Origin of the sequence: Curtobacterium sp. USHLN213 (assembly GCF_037144815.1) — a bacterium.
In the GTDB taxonomy this organism is placed as follows: domain Bacteria; phylum Actinomycetota; class Actinomycetes; order Actinomycetales; family Microbacteriaceae; genus Curtobacterium.
The window spans coordinates 153,116-171,182 of record NZ_JBBCYQ010000001.1 but is presented as its reverse complement, the minus strand read 5'-3'; the positions used below and the strand labels follow the sequence as shown (position 1 = coordinate 171,182).

Annotated in this window: 14 protein-coding genes; 9 read left to right on the top strand and 5 right to left on the bottom strand. The window is 70.3% G+C overall.

Going from position 1 to position 18,067, the window contains the following annotated elements:
* Nucleotides 1-38 precede the first annotated feature (38 nt).
* From uvrA to WFH25_RS00740, 9 genes are all read left to right on the top strand, one after another.
* Entirely contained in the window at nucleotides 39-3,065 is a 3,027-nt protein-coding gene (uvrA, locus tag WFH25_RS00780; protein ID WP_139199561.1) for an excinuclease ABC subunit UvrA, read from the top strand.
* Complete coding sequence (gene uvrC / locus WFH25_RS00775; RefSeq protein ID WP_336696508.1) at nucleotides 3,066-5,228, top strand: excinuclease ABC subunit UvrC; 2,163 nt, start codon at nucleotides 3,066-3,068, stop codon at nucleotides 5,226-5,228.
* A 294-nt stretch (nucleotides 5,229-5,522) separates the two neighbouring features.
* Nucleotides 5,523-6,425, top strand: a complete 903-nt coding sequence (gene rapZ / locus WFH25_RS00770) for an RNase adapter RapZ (RefSeq protein WP_070416211.1) — start codon at nucleotides 5,523-5,525, stop codon at nucleotides 6,423-6,425.
* A 75-nt stretch (nucleotides 6,426-6,500) separates the two neighbouring features.
* Nucleotides 6,501-7,481, top strand: coding sequence for a DNA-binding protein WhiA (gene whiA / locus WFH25_RS00765; protein WP_070416210.1), 981 nt, complete (start codon nucleotides 6,501-6,503; stop codon nucleotides 7,479-7,481).
* A gap of 258 nt (nucleotides 7,482-7,739) precedes the next feature.
* On the top strand, nucleotides 7,740-8,744 hold the full coding sequence (gene gap / locus WFH25_RS00760; RefSeq protein WP_070416209.1) for a type I glyceraldehyde-3-phosphate dehydrogenase: 1,005 nt from the start codon (nucleotides 7,740-7,742) through the stop codon (nucleotides 8,742-8,744).
* Between the two features lie 3 nt (nucleotides 8,745-8,747).
* Nucleotides 8,748-9,965, top strand: a complete 1,218-nt coding sequence (locus WFH25_RS00755; RefSeq protein WP_071296303.1) for a phosphoglycerate kinase — start codon at nucleotides 8,748-8,750, stop codon at nucleotides 9,963-9,965.
* Entirely contained in the window at nucleotides 9,962-10,741 is a 780-nt protein-coding gene (gene tpiA / locus WFH25_RS00750; protein WP_071296368.1) for a triose-phosphate isomerase, read from the top strand. The genes WFH25_RS00755 and tpiA overlap by 4 nt, the downstream gene beginning before the upstream one ends.
* A gap of 119 nt (nucleotides 10,742-10,860) precedes the next feature.
* Entirely contained in the window at nucleotides 10,861-11,112 is a 252-nt protein-coding gene (gene secG, locus WFH25_RS00745; RefSeq protein ID WP_056124375.1) for a preprotein translocase subunit SecG, read from the top strand.
* A 3-nt stretch (nucleotides 11,113-11,115) separates the two neighbouring features.
* Complete coding sequence (locus WFH25_RS00740; RefSeq protein ID WP_070416207.1) at nucleotides 11,116-11,475, top strand: RNA polymerase-binding protein RbpA; 360 nt, start codon at nucleotides 11,116-11,118, stop codon at nucleotides 11,473-11,475.
* Nucleotides 11,476-11,888: 413 nt separating this feature from the next.
* On the opposite strand, the gene pgl is transcribed toward WFH25_RS00740, so the two are convergent.
* From pgl to tal, 5 genes are all read right to left on the bottom strand, one after another.
* Nucleotides 11,889-12,659 (bottom strand): 6-phosphogluconolactonase, encoded by a 771-nt coding sequence (pgl, locus tag WFH25_RS00735; protein ID WP_071296304.1) that lies wholly within the window; start codon nucleotides 12,657-12,659, stop codon nucleotides 11,889-11,891.
* A gap of 121 nt (nucleotides 12,660-12,780) precedes the next feature.
* Nucleotides 12,781-13,725: a glucose-6-phosphate dehydrogenase assembly protein OpcA gene (locus tag WFH25_RS00730; RefSeq protein WP_070416205.1), complete on the bottom strand. Its 945-nt coding sequence runs from the start codon at nucleotides 13,723-13,725 to the stop codon at nucleotides 12,781-12,783.
* Complete coding sequence (gene zwf, locus WFH25_RS00725; protein WP_071296305.1) at nucleotides 13,722-15,260, bottom strand: glucose-6-phosphate dehydrogenase; 1,539 nt, start codon at nucleotides 15,258-15,260, stop codon at nucleotides 13,722-13,724. Before zwf ends, WFH25_RS00730 begins: the two co-directional genes overlap by 4 nt.
* A gap of 23 nt (nucleotides 15,261-15,283) precedes the next feature.
* Nucleotides 15,284-16,882, bottom strand: coding sequence for a glucose-6-phosphate isomerase (locus WFH25_RS00720; RefSeq protein WP_336696507.1), 1,599 nt, complete (start codon nucleotides 16,880-16,882; stop codon nucleotides 15,284-15,286).
* Nucleotides 16,882-17,994: a transaldolase gene (gene tal / locus WFH25_RS00715; RefSeq protein ID WP_070416202.1), complete on the bottom strand. Its 1,113-nt coding sequence runs from the start codon at nucleotides 17,992-17,994 to the stop codon at nucleotides 16,882-16,884. Before tal ends, WFH25_RS00720 begins: the two co-directional genes overlap by 1 nt.
* Nucleotides 17,995-18,067: the final 73 nt, after the last annotated feature.

Here is an 18,067-nt window from a genome sequence, read left to right as displayed (position 1 = left end):
CGGCCGAATGTCGGTGCCGCTTCGTAGAATCGACGACGATGACCATCACCTCTGACCGCGGAACCTCGACGTCGGGCCGGAATGCCTTCGGCGAGCCCGTAGACCTCCACATCCCCGGCGGCACGGCACCGCACAGCACCTCCACGCTCAGCGTGCGCGGTGCCCGCGTGCACAACCTGCGCGACGTCGACCTCGAGATCCCACGCGACTCGCTCGTCGTGTTCACGGGTCTGTCCGGATCCGGCAAGTCCTCGCTGGCGTTCGACACGATCTTCGCCGAGGGACAGCGCCGCTACGTCGAGTCGCTGTCCGCGTACGCGCGCCAGTTCCTCGGGCAGGTCGACCGCCCGGACGTCGACTTCATCGAAGGGCTCTCGCCCGCGGTCTCGATCGACCAGAAGTCGACGAACCGCAACCCGCGATCGACGGTCGGCACCATCACCGAGGTCTACGACTACATGCGTCTGCTCTGGGCGCGCATCGGCATCCCGCACTGCCCCGTCTGCGGTGAGGTGATCAGCAAGCAGAGCGTGCAGCAGATCGCCGACCAGCTCATGGAGTTCGAGTCGGGCACGCGGTTCCAGGTGCTCGCGCCCGTCATCTCCAAGAAGAAGGGCGAGTTCGTCGACCTCTTCCAAGAACTGGCGGCGTCCGGCTACGCCCGCGCGATCGTCGACGGGGAACGCATCCAGCTCAGCGACCCGCCCAAGCTCAAGAAGCAGGTCAAGCACGACATCTCGGTCATCGTCGACCGTCTCGTCGCGAACGAGGACATCCTCGGGCGCCTGACCGACTCGCTCGAGACGGCACTTCGCCTGACCGACGGCACGGTCGCGATCGACCTCGTCGACGCCGAGGGACCCGGTGCGGTCCGGACCTACTCCGAGAACCTCTCCTGCCCGAACAACCACCCGCTGGCGCTCACCGAGATCGAGCCCCGCACGTTCTCGTTCAACGCGCCGTTCGGTGCGTGCCCCGAGTGCTCCGGCCTCGGTACCCGCATGTCGGTCGACCCGGACCTCGTCCTCGGCGACCCCGAGGCGTCCTTGCGCGACGGCGTCCTGCTGCCGTGGACGGGCACGAGCGGGCTCTACTCCTACTTCGAGAAGCTCCTCGCCGGCCTCGGCAAGGACCTCGGGTTCGACCTGGACACCCCGTGGAACCGTCTCGACGCCTCGGTGCAGGCAGCGATCCTCACCGGCAAGGACTTCCAGGTGTCGGTGTCCTGGCGCAACCGGTTCGGCCGCGAGATGCGGTACACGAGCGGGTTCGAGGGCGTCATGCCCTACATCGAGCGCAAGTTCGCCGAGGCCGAGTCGGACTCGCAGCGGCAGCGCTTCCAGGGCTACCTGCGCGAGGTCCCCTGCCCGGTCTGCGACGGCACGCGCCTCAAGCCCGAGGTGCTCGCCGTGACGGTGGACGGCCGCAGCATCGCCGACGTGACGGACATGTCGCTCGACAACGCGTACGGCTTCATGGAGAGCCTCACCCTCACCGAGCGCGAGGCGCACATCGCGGCCGCCGTCCTGCGCGAGATCCGGGCGCGGCTCGAGTTCCTGCTCGAGGTCGGTCTGAACTACCTGACGCTCTCCCGTGGCGCGGGCGGGCTGTCCGGCGGCGAGGCGCAGCGCATCCGTCTGGCCACCCAGATCGGGTCCGGTCTGACCGGCGTGCTCTACGTCCTCGACGAGCCGAGCATCGGGCTGCACCAGCGCGACAACCGGCGGTTGATCGACACCCTGGTGAAGCTCAAGGACCTCGGCAACACGCTCATCGTCGTCGAGCACGACGAGGACACGATCCGCACGGCTGACTGGGTCGTCGACATCGGCCCCGGCGCGGGTGTGAACGGCGGCAACGTCGTCCACTCCGGCTCGTACGAGGGGATCATCGAGAACCGCGAATCGATCACGGGCGACTACCTCGCGGGCCGACGTGCGATCGAGGTCCCGGCCGAGCGTCGCAAGGTCAACCTCAAGCGCACGATCAGCGTGCAGGGTGCGCGGGCGAACAACCTCAAGTCGATCGACGCGGACTTCCCGCTCGGGGTGTTCACCGCGGTCACCGGGGTGAGCGGGTCGGGCAAGTCGACGCTCGTCAACGACATCCTCTACAAGGTGCTCGCCAACCAGCTCAACGGCGCACGGCACATCGCGGGCAAGCACACCCGCGTGAAGGGGCTCGACCAGCTCGACAAGGTCGTGCACGTCGACCAGGCGCCGATCGGTCGGACCCCGCGGTCCAACCCGGCGACCTACACGGGTGTGTTCGACCGGATCCGGCAGCTCTTCGCCGAGACGCCCGAGGCGAAGGCGCGCGGCTACCAGCCCGGTCGCTTCAGCTTCAACGTCAAGGGCGGTCGCTGCGAGAACTGCTCCGGTGACGGCACGATCAAGATCGAGATGAACTTCCTCCCCGACGTCTACGTCGCGTGCGAGGTCTGCGGCGGTGCGCGGTACAACCGCGAGACGCTGCAGGTGCACTACAAGGGCAAGGACATCTCCGAGGTCCTCGACATGCCGATCAGCGAGGCAGCCGAGTTCTTCGAGCCGATCTCCGCGATCCACCGGTACATGGCGACGCTCGTCGACGTCGGGCTGGGCTACGTCCGGCTCGGGCAGAGCGCAACGACGCTCTCCGGGGGCGAGGCGCAGCGCGTCAAGCTCGCCACCGAGCTCCAGCGCCGGTCGAACGGCCGGACGGTCTACGTCCTCGACGAACCGACCACCGGTCTGCACTTCGAAGACGTCCGCAAGCTGCTCCTCGTGCTGCAGAGCCTGGTCGACAAGGGCAACACGGTCATCACGATCGAGCACAACCTCGACGTCATCAAGTCGGCGGACTGGTTGATCGACATGGGACCCGAGGGTGGATCCGGCGGCGGGACGGTCCTCGCGACGGGGACGCCCGAGCACGTGGCGAACGTGCCCGAGAGCCACACCGGGGTCTTCCTCAAGGAGATCTTCGACGCGCAGGACGCGCGGGTCGGCAAGGAACAGGCGGTCGGCGCACGCACGGCCAGCCAGAAGCGGCCGAAGGCGAAGCAGAAGGCGGGTGCTCGGTAGGTGGCGGACACCGTCCCGTGGCGTCCGAAGGCGGGGGAGATCCCCACTGATCCGGGCGTCTACCGCTGGCGTGACGAAGCCGGCCGGGTGCTCTACGTCGGCAAGGCGAAGAACCTCCGTGCCCGGCTGAGCAACTACTTCGCACCGCTGCCGACGCTGCACGAGCGCACCCGGCGCATGGTGCTCACGGCACGGAGCGTCGAGTGGACGACGGTCGGTTCCGAGATCGAGGCGCTGCAGCTCGAGTACACGTGGATCAAGGAGTTCGATCCGCCCTTCAACGTCAAGTTCCGGGACGACAAGTCCTACCCGTACATGGCGATCACCCTGGGCGAGGAGTCGCCCCGGGTGATGGTCACCCGGAACCGGAAGATCAAGGGCGCGAAGTACTTCGGGCCGTACCCGAAGATCTGGGCCGTGCACGACACGATCGACTTGATGATCAAGGTGTTCCCGATCCGCACCTGCTCGGACTCGTCGTACAAGAAGGCGATGCAGACCGGCAAGCCGTGCTTCCCGGGGCAGATCGGCAAGTGCGGCGGCCCGTGCTCCCAGAAGGTCACGATCGCCGAGCACCGCGCGCTGGTCGAGGAGTTCGTGCGCTTCATGGCGAGCTACGACCGCCGGGTGATCACGCAGCTGCGGCAGCGCATGGCCGCTTCGGCCGACGCGATGCAGTACGAGCAGGCCGCGAAGTTCCGCGACCAGGTCGGCGCGCTCGAGGCCGTGCTCGAGAAGTCCGCGGTCGTGCTCCGCGACTCGGTCGACCTCGACCTGTTCGGCATCTCCGAGGACGAGCTCGCCGCGGCCGTGCAGCTGTTCTCGGTGCGCGGCGGGCGCATCCGCGGTGTGCGCGGGTGGGTCGTCGACAAGGAACTCGACATCTCGACGGGCGACCTCATCGAGCAGATCGTGCAGGGACAGTACGCGACGGGCGAGGAGCCCCCGCGCGAGGTCGTCGTGCCGGAACTGCCGGAGGACGCCGAGGCGCTGCAGCAGTGGCTCAGCGAACGCCGTGGCGGTCGGGGCACCAAGCTCAGCACCGCGCAGCGGGGTGACCGGGCGGGGCTCGCCCGGACCGCGGCGCAGAACGCTGCCCAGGCGCTCATGCTCTACAAGACGAAGCGCTCCGCCGACTACACGACGCGGTCCGCGGCGCTGGCGGACATCCAGGACGCCCTCGGCATGACCGAGGCGCCGCTCCGCATGGAGTGCTACGACATCTCGCACCTGCAGGGGACGAACGTCGTCGCGTCGATGGTCGTGTTCGAGGACGGGTTGCCCCGCAAGGACCAGTACCGGCGGTACTCGATCGCCGAGACCACCGACGACACCGACAGCATGTACCAGGTGCTGTCCCGCCGGCTCGCGCGCCTCGACGAGGACGCCGAGCTGCCGGACGTCCCCGACGTCACCAGCGACGAGGTCGTCGAGGGCTCGAAGCCCACCAAGCGGTTCGCGTACCGGCCGCAGCTCCTCATCGTCGACGGCGGGCAGCCACAGGTGCAGGCGGCGAAGCGCGCGATGGACGAGGCCGGGGTGCACGACATCGCGCTCGTGGGGATCGCGAAGCGGCTCGAGGAACTCTGGTTGCCGGACGACGACTTCCCGGTGATCCTGCCGCGCAACTCCGAGGCGCTGTTCCTCATCCAGCGCATCCGTGACGAGGCACACCGGTTCGCGATCACGCACCAGCGGACCCGGCGCAAGCGGGACGTCCGGTCGCGGCTGTCCGAGATCCCGGGTCTCGGCCCCACCCGGGTGAACGCGCTGCTGAAGCACTTCGGGTCGGTGGCGCGGCTGCGGGAGGCGACGGCGGAGGAGATCGCCGAGGTGAACGGCGTCGGGCCGGCGACTGCGGCGGCCGTGGTCACGAAGCTCGCGCAGACGCCGACGAGCGCGCCGGAGGCCGCGGGCGCCCCGACGCCGACGAGCGCTCCCGACGGGGCCGGTGCGCCGGACACGGCGATCGAACCCGGCACCGCCAGCGCGGCCGACGCAGCCGGCGAACCGGGTACCGCCAGCGCGCCCGACCCAGCCAGCGCGTCCGACCCAGCCAGCGCGTCCGACCTGGCCGCCGCCCCGCAGGCGGCCGCCGCCCGCTCCGGAGGACCGGCCCGGCTCCCCGAGGTGACCGACGACGGCCCGCACCTGCCCGCATGACCCACACCGCGCCTCCCGTGCGGCCGACGGGCGGACAGGACCCGACCGGCGGACGGCACCCGACCGACGGACCGCGCCCGACCGGCGGACGGCACCCGACCGACGGACCGCGCCCGACCGACGGACCGCACCCGACCGACGGACCGCACCCGACCGACGGGCCACACCCGACCGACGGGCCACACCCGACCGGATGACGCACCCCGAGCCCGGCGTCCGGGCGATACCCTTGTCCCGCAGCCGAGACCTCCCCGGGCGACGCGCCCGGGCCGCCACGACGGAGCCCACTCCCAGATGACCGACAGCGTCCCAGCGCCGACACGATCGCCGCAGCAGCACGACATCCTCATCGTCACCGGCATGTCCGGAGCCGGTCGTTCGACGGTGGGGAAGGCGCTCGAGGACCTCGGCTGGTACGTCGTCGACAACCTCCCGACACAGATGCTCGCGCCGCTCACCGAGCTCGCGGACCGTGCCGGTGAGAAGATCCCCAAGATCGCCACGGTGGTCGACGTCCGCGGCGGCCGGTTCTTCACCGACCCCGAGCAGGCGGTCGAGCAGGTGCGCAAGAGTGCCTCGGCCCGCGTCCGGGTGCTGTTCCTCGAGGCGACGGACGCGGTCCTCGTGCGGCGCTTCGAGCAGGTGCGGCGGCCCCACCCGCTCCAGGGCGAGGACACGCTGCTCGACGGCATCGGCCGCGAACGCAGTCGGCTCGCTGCCCTGCGCGAGGCGTCGGACCTCGTCATCGACACCTCCGACCTGAACATCCACCAACTCGCGAACGCCGTGACCGAGCAGTTCGCCGACGACCACTTCACGGGTGTCCAGGTGACCCTGATGAGCTTCGGGTTCAAGTACGGACTGCCCGCCGACGCCGACATGGTGGCCGACGTGCGGTTCCTGCCGAACCCCTACTGGGTCCCGGAACTCCGCCCGCACACGGGCCTCGACCGACCCGTCTCGGACTACGTCCTGGCCCAGCCCGGAGCCCGCACGTTCGTCGAGCGCTACGCCGACGTCCTCGAGCCGGTGTTCGAGGGGTACCAGCGCGAGAACAAAAGACACGCTACGATCGCCATCGGCTGTACCGGCGGCAAGCACCGTTCGGTCGCCATCGTCGCCGAGCTGGCGAACCTCCTCCGCGGGATGCCCGACGTCGCCGTGCGTGTGAAGAACCGAGACCTCGGCCGAGAGTGACCGTCCCTCCGGCCGCTCCACACGACGTGCGCCGGGCACGCGGACCCCACCAGAAGAAACGTTAGGAATGATGCTGTGCCGTTGACTGCCGAGGTCAAGGACGAACTGGCCCGGGTCGTCGTGAACCGCAACACGGTCCGCGCTGCCGAGCTCGCGACCATCCTGCGGTTCGCGGGTGGCCTGCACGTCATCTCGGGCCGGATCGCCGTCGAGGTCGAACTCGACACCCGGATCATCGTGCACCGTGTGCGCAAGGACCTCGCCGAGCTGTACGGCGTGCGGAGCGAGGCGTCGGTGGGGTCGTCCGCGTCCGCCCGTCGTGGCACCCGGTACCTCGTGCGCGTGCTCGAGGCGGGGGAGACCCTCGCCCGGCAGACGGGCCTCATGGACGCCCGCCGCCGCCCGGTGCGCGGTCTGCCGAACCGGCTCACCACCGGCAACCGCGAGGACCTCGCCGCGATCTGGCGTGGAGCGTTCCTCGCCGCCGGCACCCTGACCGACCCCGGTCGTGCCGCTGCGCTCGAGGTCACGTGCCCCGGCAACGAGGCCGCGATGGCCCTGGTCGGCGCTGCGTCGCGGCTCGGCATCGCGGCGAAGGGCCGTGAGGTCCGCGGTGTGCACCGCGTGGTCATCCGCGACGGCGAGGCCATCGGCCAGATGCTGACCGTGATGGGCGCCGCCCGCACCACCGCCGACTGGGAGGAGATGCGCCAGCGCCGCGAGGTCCGTGCCACCGCCAACCGTCTGGTCAACTTCGACGACGCGAACCTCCGTCGCTCCGCGCAGGCCGCCGTCGCCGCGTGCGCGCGGGTCGAGCGTGCGCTCGAGATCCTCGGCGACGAGGTCCCCGACCACCTCCAGTACGCCGGCTCGCTGCGGCTGCAGCACCGCGACGCGTCGCTCGACGAGCTCGGCCAGCACGCGGACCCGCCGATGACGAAGGACGCCATCGCCGGGCGCATCCGCCGCCTCCTCGCGATGGCCGACAAGCGCGCGTCCGACCTCGGGATCCCGGGGACCGAAGCGAGCGTTCCCGAGGAGCTCGAAGGGGCCTGATCGACGGGCGTGACGACGTTCCGGACGGGAGGCGCGGTGCCAGCTGGTACCGCGCCTCCCGTCCGTCGTCAGGGTGGTCCAGGGCGGCGCTCGCGACCGTCCGGACGGACCGTCATCCCGCGCGGTCTGGCAGAGTCCGACTGCTAGGGTCGTTACGGCGACGTTACGGGGCGTATCGTCCACCACACGTGGGCCCGAAGGGCCACACGACTCCGAAAGCAGCGCCCCCCGGGCGCTCCACACCCACCAGGAGATCCATTGACCGTCAAGATCGGTATCAACGGCTTCGGCCGCATCGGCCGTAACTTCTTCCGGGCCGCACTGGCCAAGGGCAGCGACCTCGAGATCGTGGCGGTGAACGACCTCACCGACAACGCGTCCCTCGCGAACCTGCTGAAGTTCGACTCCATCACCGGCAAGCTCCCGGCGACGGTCGAGCTCGACGGCGACAACATCGTGGTCGACGGCAAGGCGATCAAGGTCCTCGCGGAGCGCGACCCCGCCAACCTCCCCTGGGGCGAGCTGGGTGTCGACATCGTCATCGAGTCGACCGGTTTCTTCACCAAGGCCGCCGATGCGCAGAAGCACATCGACGCCGGTGCCAAGAAGGTCATCATCTCCGCCCCGGCCACGGGTGACGACGTCACCATCGTGCTCGGCGTGAACGAGGACCAGTACGACCCCGCGAACCACAACATCATCTCGAACGCGTCCTGCACCACGAACAGCCTCGCGCCGCTCGCCAAGGTGTTCCACGACAAGTTCGGCATCGAGCGCGGTCTCATGACCACGGTCCACGCCTACACCGCCGACCAGAACCTCCAGGACGGCCCGCACAAGGACCCGCGTCGTGCGCGTGCCGCAGCCCTGAACATCGTCCCGACCTCCACGGGTGCGGCGAAGGCCATCGGCCTCGTCCTGCCGGAGCTCGCCGGCAAGCTCGACGGCTTCGCGCTCCGCGTCCCGGTGCCGACCGGCTCGATCACCGACCTCACCCTCGAGACCAAGTCCGAGGTCACCGTCGACGAGATCAACGCCGCCTACAAGGAGGCAGCCGAGGGTCCGCTCAAGGGCATCCTGCTCTACAGCGAGGACCCGCTGGTGTCGACCGACATCACCACGGACCCGCACTCCTCGATCTACGACTCCGGCCTGACCAAGGTCATCGGCGGCCTCGTGAAGATCACCTCGTGGTACGACAACGAGTGGGGCTACTCGAACCGCCTCGTCGACCTCACCGAGTACGTGGGCGAGCGCCTCTAACCCATGGCACTCCGCACCCTCGAGGACCTCGGCGACCTCGCCGGCAAGCGTGTCGTCGTCCGTTGTGACCTCAACGTCCCGCTCAAGGACGGCGTGATCACGGACGACGGCCGCGTGCGCGCGTCGCTGACCACCCTGAACACCCTCATCAACGCCGGCGCCCGCGTCATCGTGATCTCCCACCTGGGCCGCCCCGACGGCGAGCCCAAGCCGGAGTTCTCGCTCGCGCCGGTGGCCCAGCGGCTCTCCGAGCTGCTCGGCAAAGAGGTCACGTTCGTCGGCGAGACCGTCGGTGACGAAGCGACCGCGGCCGCCGGGGAACTCGGGGACGGCGACGTCCTGCTGCTCGAGAACCTCCGGTTCAACCCGGAGGAGACCTCGAAGGACGCTGCCGTGCGCAGTGGCTTCGCGGACCGCATCGCCGCCCTCGGGGACGCCTTCGTGTCCGACGGCTTCGGTGTGGTGCACCGCAAGCAGGCCTCGGTGTACGAGCTCGCGTCCGCGCTGCCCAGCGCAGCGGGGTCGCTCATCGAGACCGAGCTCGGCGTGCTCGAACGCCTCACGACGACGCCGGAGCGGCCGTACACGGTCGTGCTCGGCGGGTCGAAGGTCAGCGACAAGCTCGGTGTCATCGACCACCTCCTGCCGCAGGTGGACACGCTCTGCATCGGCGGCGGCATGCTCTTCACGTTCCTCGCGGCCCAGGGCCACGGGGTGGCGAAGTCGCTGCTCGAGGCCGACCAGCTCGACGTCGTCCGCGAGTACCTCTCGCGGGCGAAGGAACTCGGCGTGACGATCGACCTGCCGACGGACGTCGTCGTGGCGTCCGGGTTCGCGGCCGACGCGTCGCACGAGACCGTCGCCGCGGACGCGATCGAGTCGTCGTCCTTCGGGGCGGACGGCATCGGCCTCGACATCGGCCCGGAGACGGCGGCGCGGTTCGCGTCCGCGGTCTCCTCGTCGAAGACCGTGTTCTGGAACGGCCCGATGGGCGTGTTCGAGTTCCCGGCCTTCGCCGCCGGCACGAAGACCGTCGCGCAGGCCCTGACCGAGGTCGACGGCCTCGGTGTGGTCGGCGGTGGCGACTCCGCCGCGGCCGTCCGGTCGCTCGGCTTCTCGGACGACCAGTTCGGGCACATCTCGACCGGTGGCGGTGCGAGCCTCGAGTTCCTCGAGGGCAAGTCGCTCCCCGGTCTCGAAGCACTGGGGTGGTCGCGATGACCCGGACGCCGTTGATCGCGGGCAATTGGAAGATGAACCTGGACCACCTCCAGGCCATCGCCACCGTGCAGAAGCTCGCGTGGACGCTGAAGGACGCACGCCACGACTTCGACGACGTCGAGGTCGCGGTCTTCCCGCCCTTCACCGACCTCCGGAGCGTGCAGACGCTCATCTCGGCCGACAAGCTCCCGATCCGCTTCGGCGCGCAGGACCTGTCCCAGTACGACTCGGGCGCCTACACGGGCGACGTGTCCGGGGCGTTCCTCGCCGCGCTCGACGCGCAGTACGTCATCGTCGGACACTCCGAGCGGCGCACGCTGCACGCGGAGACCGACGAGGTCGTCGCCGCGAAGACCGCCGCGGCCGTCAAGCACGGTCTCGTGCCGGTGGTCTGCGTCGGCGAGACCGGTGAGCAGCGCGAAGAGCGCGGCGCCGGTGTCGTGCCGGTCGAGCAGCTGCAGGTCGTCCTCGACGCTGTACAGCCCTCCGAGATCGTCGTGGCGTACGAGCCGGTCTGGGCGATCGGCTCCGGCCAGGCCGCGACCGCCGAGCAGGCGCAGGACGAATGTGCTGCGATCCGTCGCGGGATCGCTGCAGCCTGGGGCGACGAGGCAGCCGCGGCGACGCGGGTGCTCTACGGCGGCTCGGTGAAGTCGGGCAACATCGCCGGCTTCCTGCGCGAGCCCGACATCGACGGCGCGCTCGTCGGTGGCGCCTCCCTCGACGTGCAGGAGTTCGCGGCCATCGCGCGCTTCCGGCAGCACGTCGGGCTCTGATCCACCGGACACAGGCCGGTCGCCATCGTGCGGCCGGCCTGTGCCACGCCCAGCCCGGGGACCTCGACCGACCACCTGGCCGGTATACTCGGATGGCTGACTGACACGAAAGGTACGTCGTGGCGATTCTCTCCGTCGTGCTGCAGGTCCTGCTCGCGATAACGAGCCTCCTGCTCACGCTCCTCATCCTGCTGCACAAGGGCCGCGGTGGCGGCCTCTCCGACATGTTCGGCGGCGGCGTGACGAGCAACCTCGGGGCGTCCGGCGTCGCCGAGCGCAACCTCAACCGCATCACGGTGATCCTCGGTCTCCTCTGGATCGTGTCGATCATCGTGCTCGGTCTCATCAACAAGTTCACGGCGGGGAGCTGATCCATGGCATCCGGAGGCAGTGCAATCCGGGGTTCGCGCGTCGGCGCGGGCCCGATGGGGGAGCAGGACCGCGGGGTCCAGGCCGAGCGTGTGGCGATCTCGTACTGGGACGCCCTCGGCAACGAGGTCGTGCGGTACTTCGCCGCCGGCCTCCCCGATGACGAGATCCCCGAGACGGTGGACTCGCCGTCGACCGGGCTCCCGGCTGGTCGCGACAAGGAGAACCCTCCCGTGGTCTCCAAGACCGAGCCGTACAAGACGCACCTCGCGTACGTGAAGGAGCGCCGCACCGAAGAAGAGGCGGCGCAGCTCCTCGAGGACGCGTTGCAGCAGCTCCGTCAGCGTCGCGGCACCGCGAAGTAGTCGCACGAGACGTCCGAAGGCCCCTGTACCGATCCGGTGCGGGGGCCTTCGTGCGTGTGGTGGGTGAGCGGGGGCGGCGTCGAGTGGGCAGGACACGCCGGAGGTGTCCCGTCGAGCGGGCGGAACGCGCCGCTCCGGCGCGCCGAGCGTGACGTATTCTGCCCGCTCGCGGGCGGGCGGGCGGGCGGGCAGGCGGGCGGGCGCCGGGCGGGCAGGCGGGCAGGCGGGCGCGCGGCGGTCGCACCCACGAACGGACGGGAGGGGGGGGGGGCGCCCCCCCCCCCCCCCCCCCCCCCCCAGGGGCCCCCCCCCGGGGGGGGGGGGGCGGGGGGGGGGGCCCCCGCCCCCCCGGGCGGGGGGGGGGGGCCGCCCCCCCCCCCCCCCCCCCCCCCCCGTCCGTCAGGGACCCGCGTCTAGTACGTCGACGCGATGAGGTTCTCGGGGACGTCGCGAGCGGCGTCCTGGTCCACGAAGAACACGGTGCGCTTGCGCCCCTGCACGCCACCGACGGGGACCTCGTCGACCGAGGCACCCGCGAGCGCGAGCCCGAGGACCGAGGCCTTCTCGGCACCCGACAGGATGACCCAGACACGCTGCGACGCGTTGATCGCCGGGTAGGTGAGGGTCAGGCGCTGCGGCGGCGGCTTGGGGGAGTCGTCCACCGGCAGCACGATGCGGTCCGTCACGGTGAGCTGCGGGAACTCCGGGAAGAGCGACGCGGTGTGACCGTCGGGTCCGACCCCGAGGAGCGTGATGTCGAACCGCGGCGCGATGGCGTCGTCCGGCGCGGCAGCGTGGAGCTCCTGCTCGTAGCGGGTCGCAGCGTCCTCGATCGAGATGCCAGCGTCCGACGCCGCGATCGGGTGGATGTTCGACTCCGGGATGTCGACGTGGTCGAAGAAGTCCGTCTGCGTGCCGGTGATGTTGCGATCGGCATCGCCCGCGGGCACCCAGCGCTCGTCGACCCACCACACGTGCACCTTCGACCAGTCGACGCTCTCACGCGCCGGCGACTGGCCGATCGCGGCGAGGACGAGGGACGACACGGAGCCACCGCTGATGGCGATGTCCGCGCGCTCCTGCTCGTCGAGCACGTCGATGATCTTCGTGATGAAGCGTGCGGCAACCGAAGCGCCGAGGGCCTGCTTGTCCGGGTGCACCAGCACCCGCCGTTCGTTGGTCACGTGACTCCCGTGTTCGTGGTGGTCGACCGGTCGTACGACCACCGTCGGTCCGACCGTCCGGGCCGGCCGCCGCTCGCGCTGGACGAACGACGGTCGGCCCGACCGGTCGTGTGGGGCTTGCTCAGCCGGCGATGGACTCGCGCAGCTGGGGGACCCCGTGCTTGACGACGTCTCCGAAGAGGACGTCCGGGTCGAGTCTACGGAGTTCCTCGGCCAGGCAGTCGCGCAGGTTGCGGCGCGGCAGCGACAGGTCGTGCGTCGGCTGCCCGGGCATCGAGAGCGTCGCGACGTCCACCAGGGACCGCTCGAGCTCGATGGTGCCGGACTCGCGCACGAGCTTCACGCCGTGGATGCCGCTCGACCCGGTCGCGCGCGGCGACGTGACGACGGCCACCGGCACCTCGAGCTGCAGCTGCAGCCAGGCGGCGAGCAGGATCGTCGACGGGCTGTCGTACGCCCCCGAGACCTCGACGGCGGTGATCGGCTCGTACGGCGGCTGGTCGAGCGCCGCAGCGAGCTGGTTCCGCCACAGGGTCAGTCGGGTCCACGCGAAGTCGGTGTCGCCCGGCACGTACGAGGCCCCGAGGGCCTCGATCGCACCGTTCGGGTCCTTCTGCGCGGCCGCGTCGGTGATCCGTCGCTGGGCGATGCGACCCAGGGCCGAGGCCGAGGGCTGCTCCGGGGCGGTCTGCGGCCACCAGGCCACGACGGGTGCGTCCGGCAGCAGGAGGCCGGTGACCAGGCTCTCCTCGTCGGTCGCGGTCTCGCCGTAGGCACGGAGGACGATGACCTCGCTCGCACCCGCGTCGCTGCCGACGCGGATCTGCGCGTCGAGGCGACCCGGCGACTTCGTGTCGCCGTCGTTCTTCGACACGATGATGACGCGCATCGGGTGCTCGCGGGACGCCTCGTTCGCGGCCTCGATCGCCTCTTCCTCGTGCCCGAGGGCCGTCGAGATGATGAGGGTCAGGACGCGACCGAGGGCCACGGCGCCGCCCTCTTCGCGGATGTGGACGAGCTTCTTCTGGATCTTCGAGACCGTGGTGTTCGGCAGGTCGATCTTCATGGACGCCTCCAGGTCCGGCCGTCGCGGGCGAGCAGGGCGTCGGCGGATGCCGGGCCCCACGTGCCGGGACGGTACTGCTCGGGCTGGCCCTGCGTGGCCCAGAACTCCTCGATCGGGTCGAGGATCTTCCACGACAGTTCCACCTCTTGGTGACGGGGGAACAGGGGCGGGTCACCGAGGAGCACGTCGAGGATGAGTCGTTCGTACGCTTCGGGCGAGGCCTCGGTGAACGCGTGGCCGTAGCCGAAGTCCATCGTCACGTCGCGCACCTGCGTGCCGACGCCGGGGACCTTCGAGCCGAAGCGGAGCGTGACGCCCTCGTCCGGCTGCACACGGATGACGAGCGCGTTCTGGCCGAGGGGCGACTGCGAGTTGCCGTAGACGTCCTCGGGGACACGCTTGAACACGATCGCGATCTCGGTCACGCGGCGACCGAGACGCTTGCCGGCGCGGAGGTAGAACGGGACGCCCTGCCAGCGACGGGTCGCGATGTCGAGCTTGATCGCCGCGTAGGTCTCGGTGCCGGACTCGGGGTCCATGCCGGCTTCCTCGAGGAAGCCGAGCACCTTCTCGCCGCCCTGCCAACCGCCGGCGTACTGCCCGCGGGCCGTGGCGGTCGAGAGGTCCTCGGGCAGGCGCACCGCGGAGAGGACCTTCTCCTTCTCGGCGCGGAGGTCCGCCGCCTTGAACGAGACCGGCTCCTCCATCGCGGTGAGCGCGAGGAGCTGCAGGAGGTGGTTCTGGATGACGTCGCGCGCCGCACCGATGCCGTCGTAGTACGCGGCACGTCCGGCGACGCCGATGTCCTCGGCCATCGTGATCTGCACGTGGTCCACGTAGTTCGAGTTCCAGATGGGTTCGTACATCTGGTTCGCGAACCGCAGCGTCAGGAGGTTCTGGACGGTCTCCTTGCCGAGGTAGTGGTCGATGCGGAACACGTCGTCCGGAGCGAAGACGCTCTCGACGATCGCGTTCAGCTCGCGCGCCGTGCGGAGGTCGGAGCCGAAGGGCTTCTCGACGACCACGCGGCTCCACGAGTCCTCGCGCTTCTCGGTCAGCCCGGACAGCTTGAGCTGCTCGGTGACCACGGGGAACATCTTCGGCGGGATGGACAGGTAGAACGCGTGGTTGCCGAGCGTCCCGCGCTCAGCGTCCAGCGTGTCGACGGTCCGCTTGAGCTCGCGGAACGCCTCGGGGTCGTCGAACGATCCCTGGACGAACCGGATGCCCTGTTCGAGCTGACGCCAGACGTCCTCGTCGAACGGGGTGCGAGAGTGCTCCTGGACCGCGTCGTGGACGAGCTGGGAGAAGTCTTGGTCCTCCCAGTCACGTCGAGCGAACCCGACGAGGGCGAACCCCGGGGGCAGGAGCCCTCGGTTCGCCAGGTCGTAGACCGCGGGCATCAGCTTCTTGCGGGACAGGTCGCCCGTCACGCCGAAGATGATGAGGGTGCTGGGTCCCGCGATCCGGTTCAGTCGACGATCCGTCGGCAGCCGGAGCGGGTTGTGCTCCGGGGTGATTGCCACCGGTGACATGAGTCGGTGAACTCCTTCGAGAGTCAGAGGGTGACGGCGGCCGTCAGTGCTGCGGTGGCAGCTGCGACGTCCGTCGTCGTGAGGGTCAGGACCGGGCGGCCGTGCTGCGCGAGGACACTCGCGTCGCCGGAGGCCTGGGCCTGGATGAGTTGGCCGAACGTGAACGGACGACCGGGGATGGCCAGGTCGTCGGGCTCGTCGGCCACGATCTGCAGGAACACGCCGTTCGCCGGGCCGCCCTTGTGGTACTGGCCGGTCGAGTGCAGGAAGCGCGGTCCCCAGCCGAACGTGACGGGTCGGCCGGTGCGCGCCGCGAAGGCGTCGCGCAGCGACTCGAGGTCCGGGTTCGCGGTGCGGTCCACGTACGCCTGCACGGCCAGGTAGTCGGTGGGGCCGACCTGGTCCAGGAGGCGCGACACGGCTTCCGCGATCGTCGTCCCGACCGCCAGGCCCTCGGTCGCGTGGACGGCGGTGCCGTCCTCGGTGAAGGCCGGTTCGGTCGGTGCCGGGCGGTCGTCCAGGAGTGCGCGCGCCGCGGACTTGGCGGCCTCGACGTCGGGCTGGTCGAACGGGTCGATGCCGAGCAGGCGACCGGCGACGGCCACGGCGTACTCCCACACGAGGAGCTGGCCGCCGAGCGTGCCGGTGATCTCGACCTCGCCCTCGGCGACGTGGCGCTCGTCGTCGCGGGAGCCGACGAGTCGGATCACCTGCAGGTCGGGCAGTCCAGCGGTCACCTCGGGGGAGTCGACGTCGAGCACGACCGGCAGCAAGCCGCGGCCGTCCTTGCCGGTGGACTCCGCGATCAGCTGTTCCGCCCAGTCGCCGAACCCGACGATGTGGGTGCCGTCCGCGACGATGCCGATCGTGGAGCGGAGGGGCGCGGTGCCCCCGAGGACGGCGCCGAGCACGAGGCCCGGGTTCTCGTCGATGTCGACCGAGAGCAGCGCCGAGATGGCGTCGGCCTCGTCGAGGAGCTCCGCGATGTCGGCACCGGCGAGGCCGGACGGCACGAGGCCGAACGCGGTCAGTGCGGAGTAGCGGCCGCCGACGTTCGGGTCAGCGGTGAAGACGCGGTACCCGGCGTCCGTCGCGACGGCCTCGAGCGGGGAGCCCGGGTCGGTGACGACGACGATGCGCTTCGCCGGGTCGATGCCGGCGTCGCGGAAGGCCTGTTCGTAGACACGGCGCTGCGAGTCGGTCTCGAGGGTCGAACCCGACTTCGAGGACACGACGAGCACGGTGCGGTCCAGCTGGTGCTCCACTGCGGCGCGGACCTGCGCCGGGTCGGTGGAGTCGAGGACCGTGAGCGGCACGCCGGCGGTCCGGGTGATGACCTCGGGCGCGAGCGACGAGCCTCCCATGCCGGCGAGGACGACGTGGTCGACCCCCTCGGCGAGGAGCGACTCGCGCAGCGCCGCGACCTCGGCGACGAGCGGGCGGGAGACCGAGACGGCCTCCACCCAGCCGAGGCGCTTCGACGCCTCGGCCTCGGCGTCGGGACCCCAGAGCTCGGGGTCCTGGGCGGTGATGCCCGACGCCACCAGATCGGTGACGAGACGCGGGACCACCTGGTCGATGGCCCGCGCCGCGTCACCGCTGGCGGCGATGGAAACCGTCACTACTTGGCGCCCTCGAGTGCGTTCTTGACGGTGTCGACGAGCTCGCCCCACGAGACGTTGAACTTGTCGACGCCCTCCTTCTCGAGCAGCGCCACGACGTCGTCGTAGTCGATGCCCTGGGCGGCGAGCTGGTCGAGGACCTGCTGCGCGGCGTCGAACGACCCGGCGATGGCGTCGCCGTGGATCTCGCCGTGGTCGAACGTGGCGTCGAGCGTCTTGCCCGGCATGGTGTTGACCGTGCTCGGCGCGGCCAGCTCGGTCACGTAGAGCGTGTCGGGGAGCGACGGGTCCTTGACACCGGTCGAGGCCCAGAGCGGACGCTGGGTGTTCGCACCGGCCTCGAGCAGGCCGAGGGCGCGCTCGGAGGCGAACGCCTCGGTCCAGACCTGGTAGGCGAGCTGCGCGTTGGCGATGCCGGCCTTCGACTTGAGGGCCTTCGCCTCGTCCGTGCCGACGGCGTCGAGACGCTTGTCGATCTCGGAGTCGACGCGCGACACGAAGAAGGACGCGACCGAGTGGATCTTCGAGAGGTCGTGGCCGGCGGCCTTGGCCTTCTCGAGGCCACCGAGGTAGGCGTCGATGACGGCGCGGTAGCGCTCGAGCGAGAAGATCAGGGTGACGTTGACCGAGATGCCGGCGGCGATGACCTCGGTGATGGCCTCGAGGCCCTCGACCGTTGCCGGGATCTTGATGAGGACGTTCTCCTTGCCGACCTTGTCGAACAGGAACTTGGCCTGCTCGATGGTCTTCTGGGTCTCGTGCGCGAGGCCCGGCTCGACCTCGATCGACACGCGGCCGTCGAAGCCCTTGGTCGAGTCGTAGATCGGCTTGAAGACGTCGGACGCGTTGGCGACGTCCTGCGTGGTGATCTCGAAGATCGCGTCGGTGACCTCGGTGCCGGCGGCGGCCAGCTCCTTGACCTGTGCGTCGTAGCGCTCGCCCTTGGCGAGGGCCGAGGCGAAGATCGTCGGGTTCGTCGTGACGCCGACCACGTTCTTCTCGGCGATGAGGGACTCGAGCTTGCCGGTCTCGAGGAGCTCGCGGGACAGGTCGTCGAGCCAGATGCTCACGCCGACCGCGGAGAGCGCGGCGGTGGGGGTGTTCTCAGCCATGTGTTTCTCTTCTTTCCTTCATCGGCCTGGTGGCCGGGGTCTGGGGGACCGGGAGGCGCGTGGCGGGGCCGAG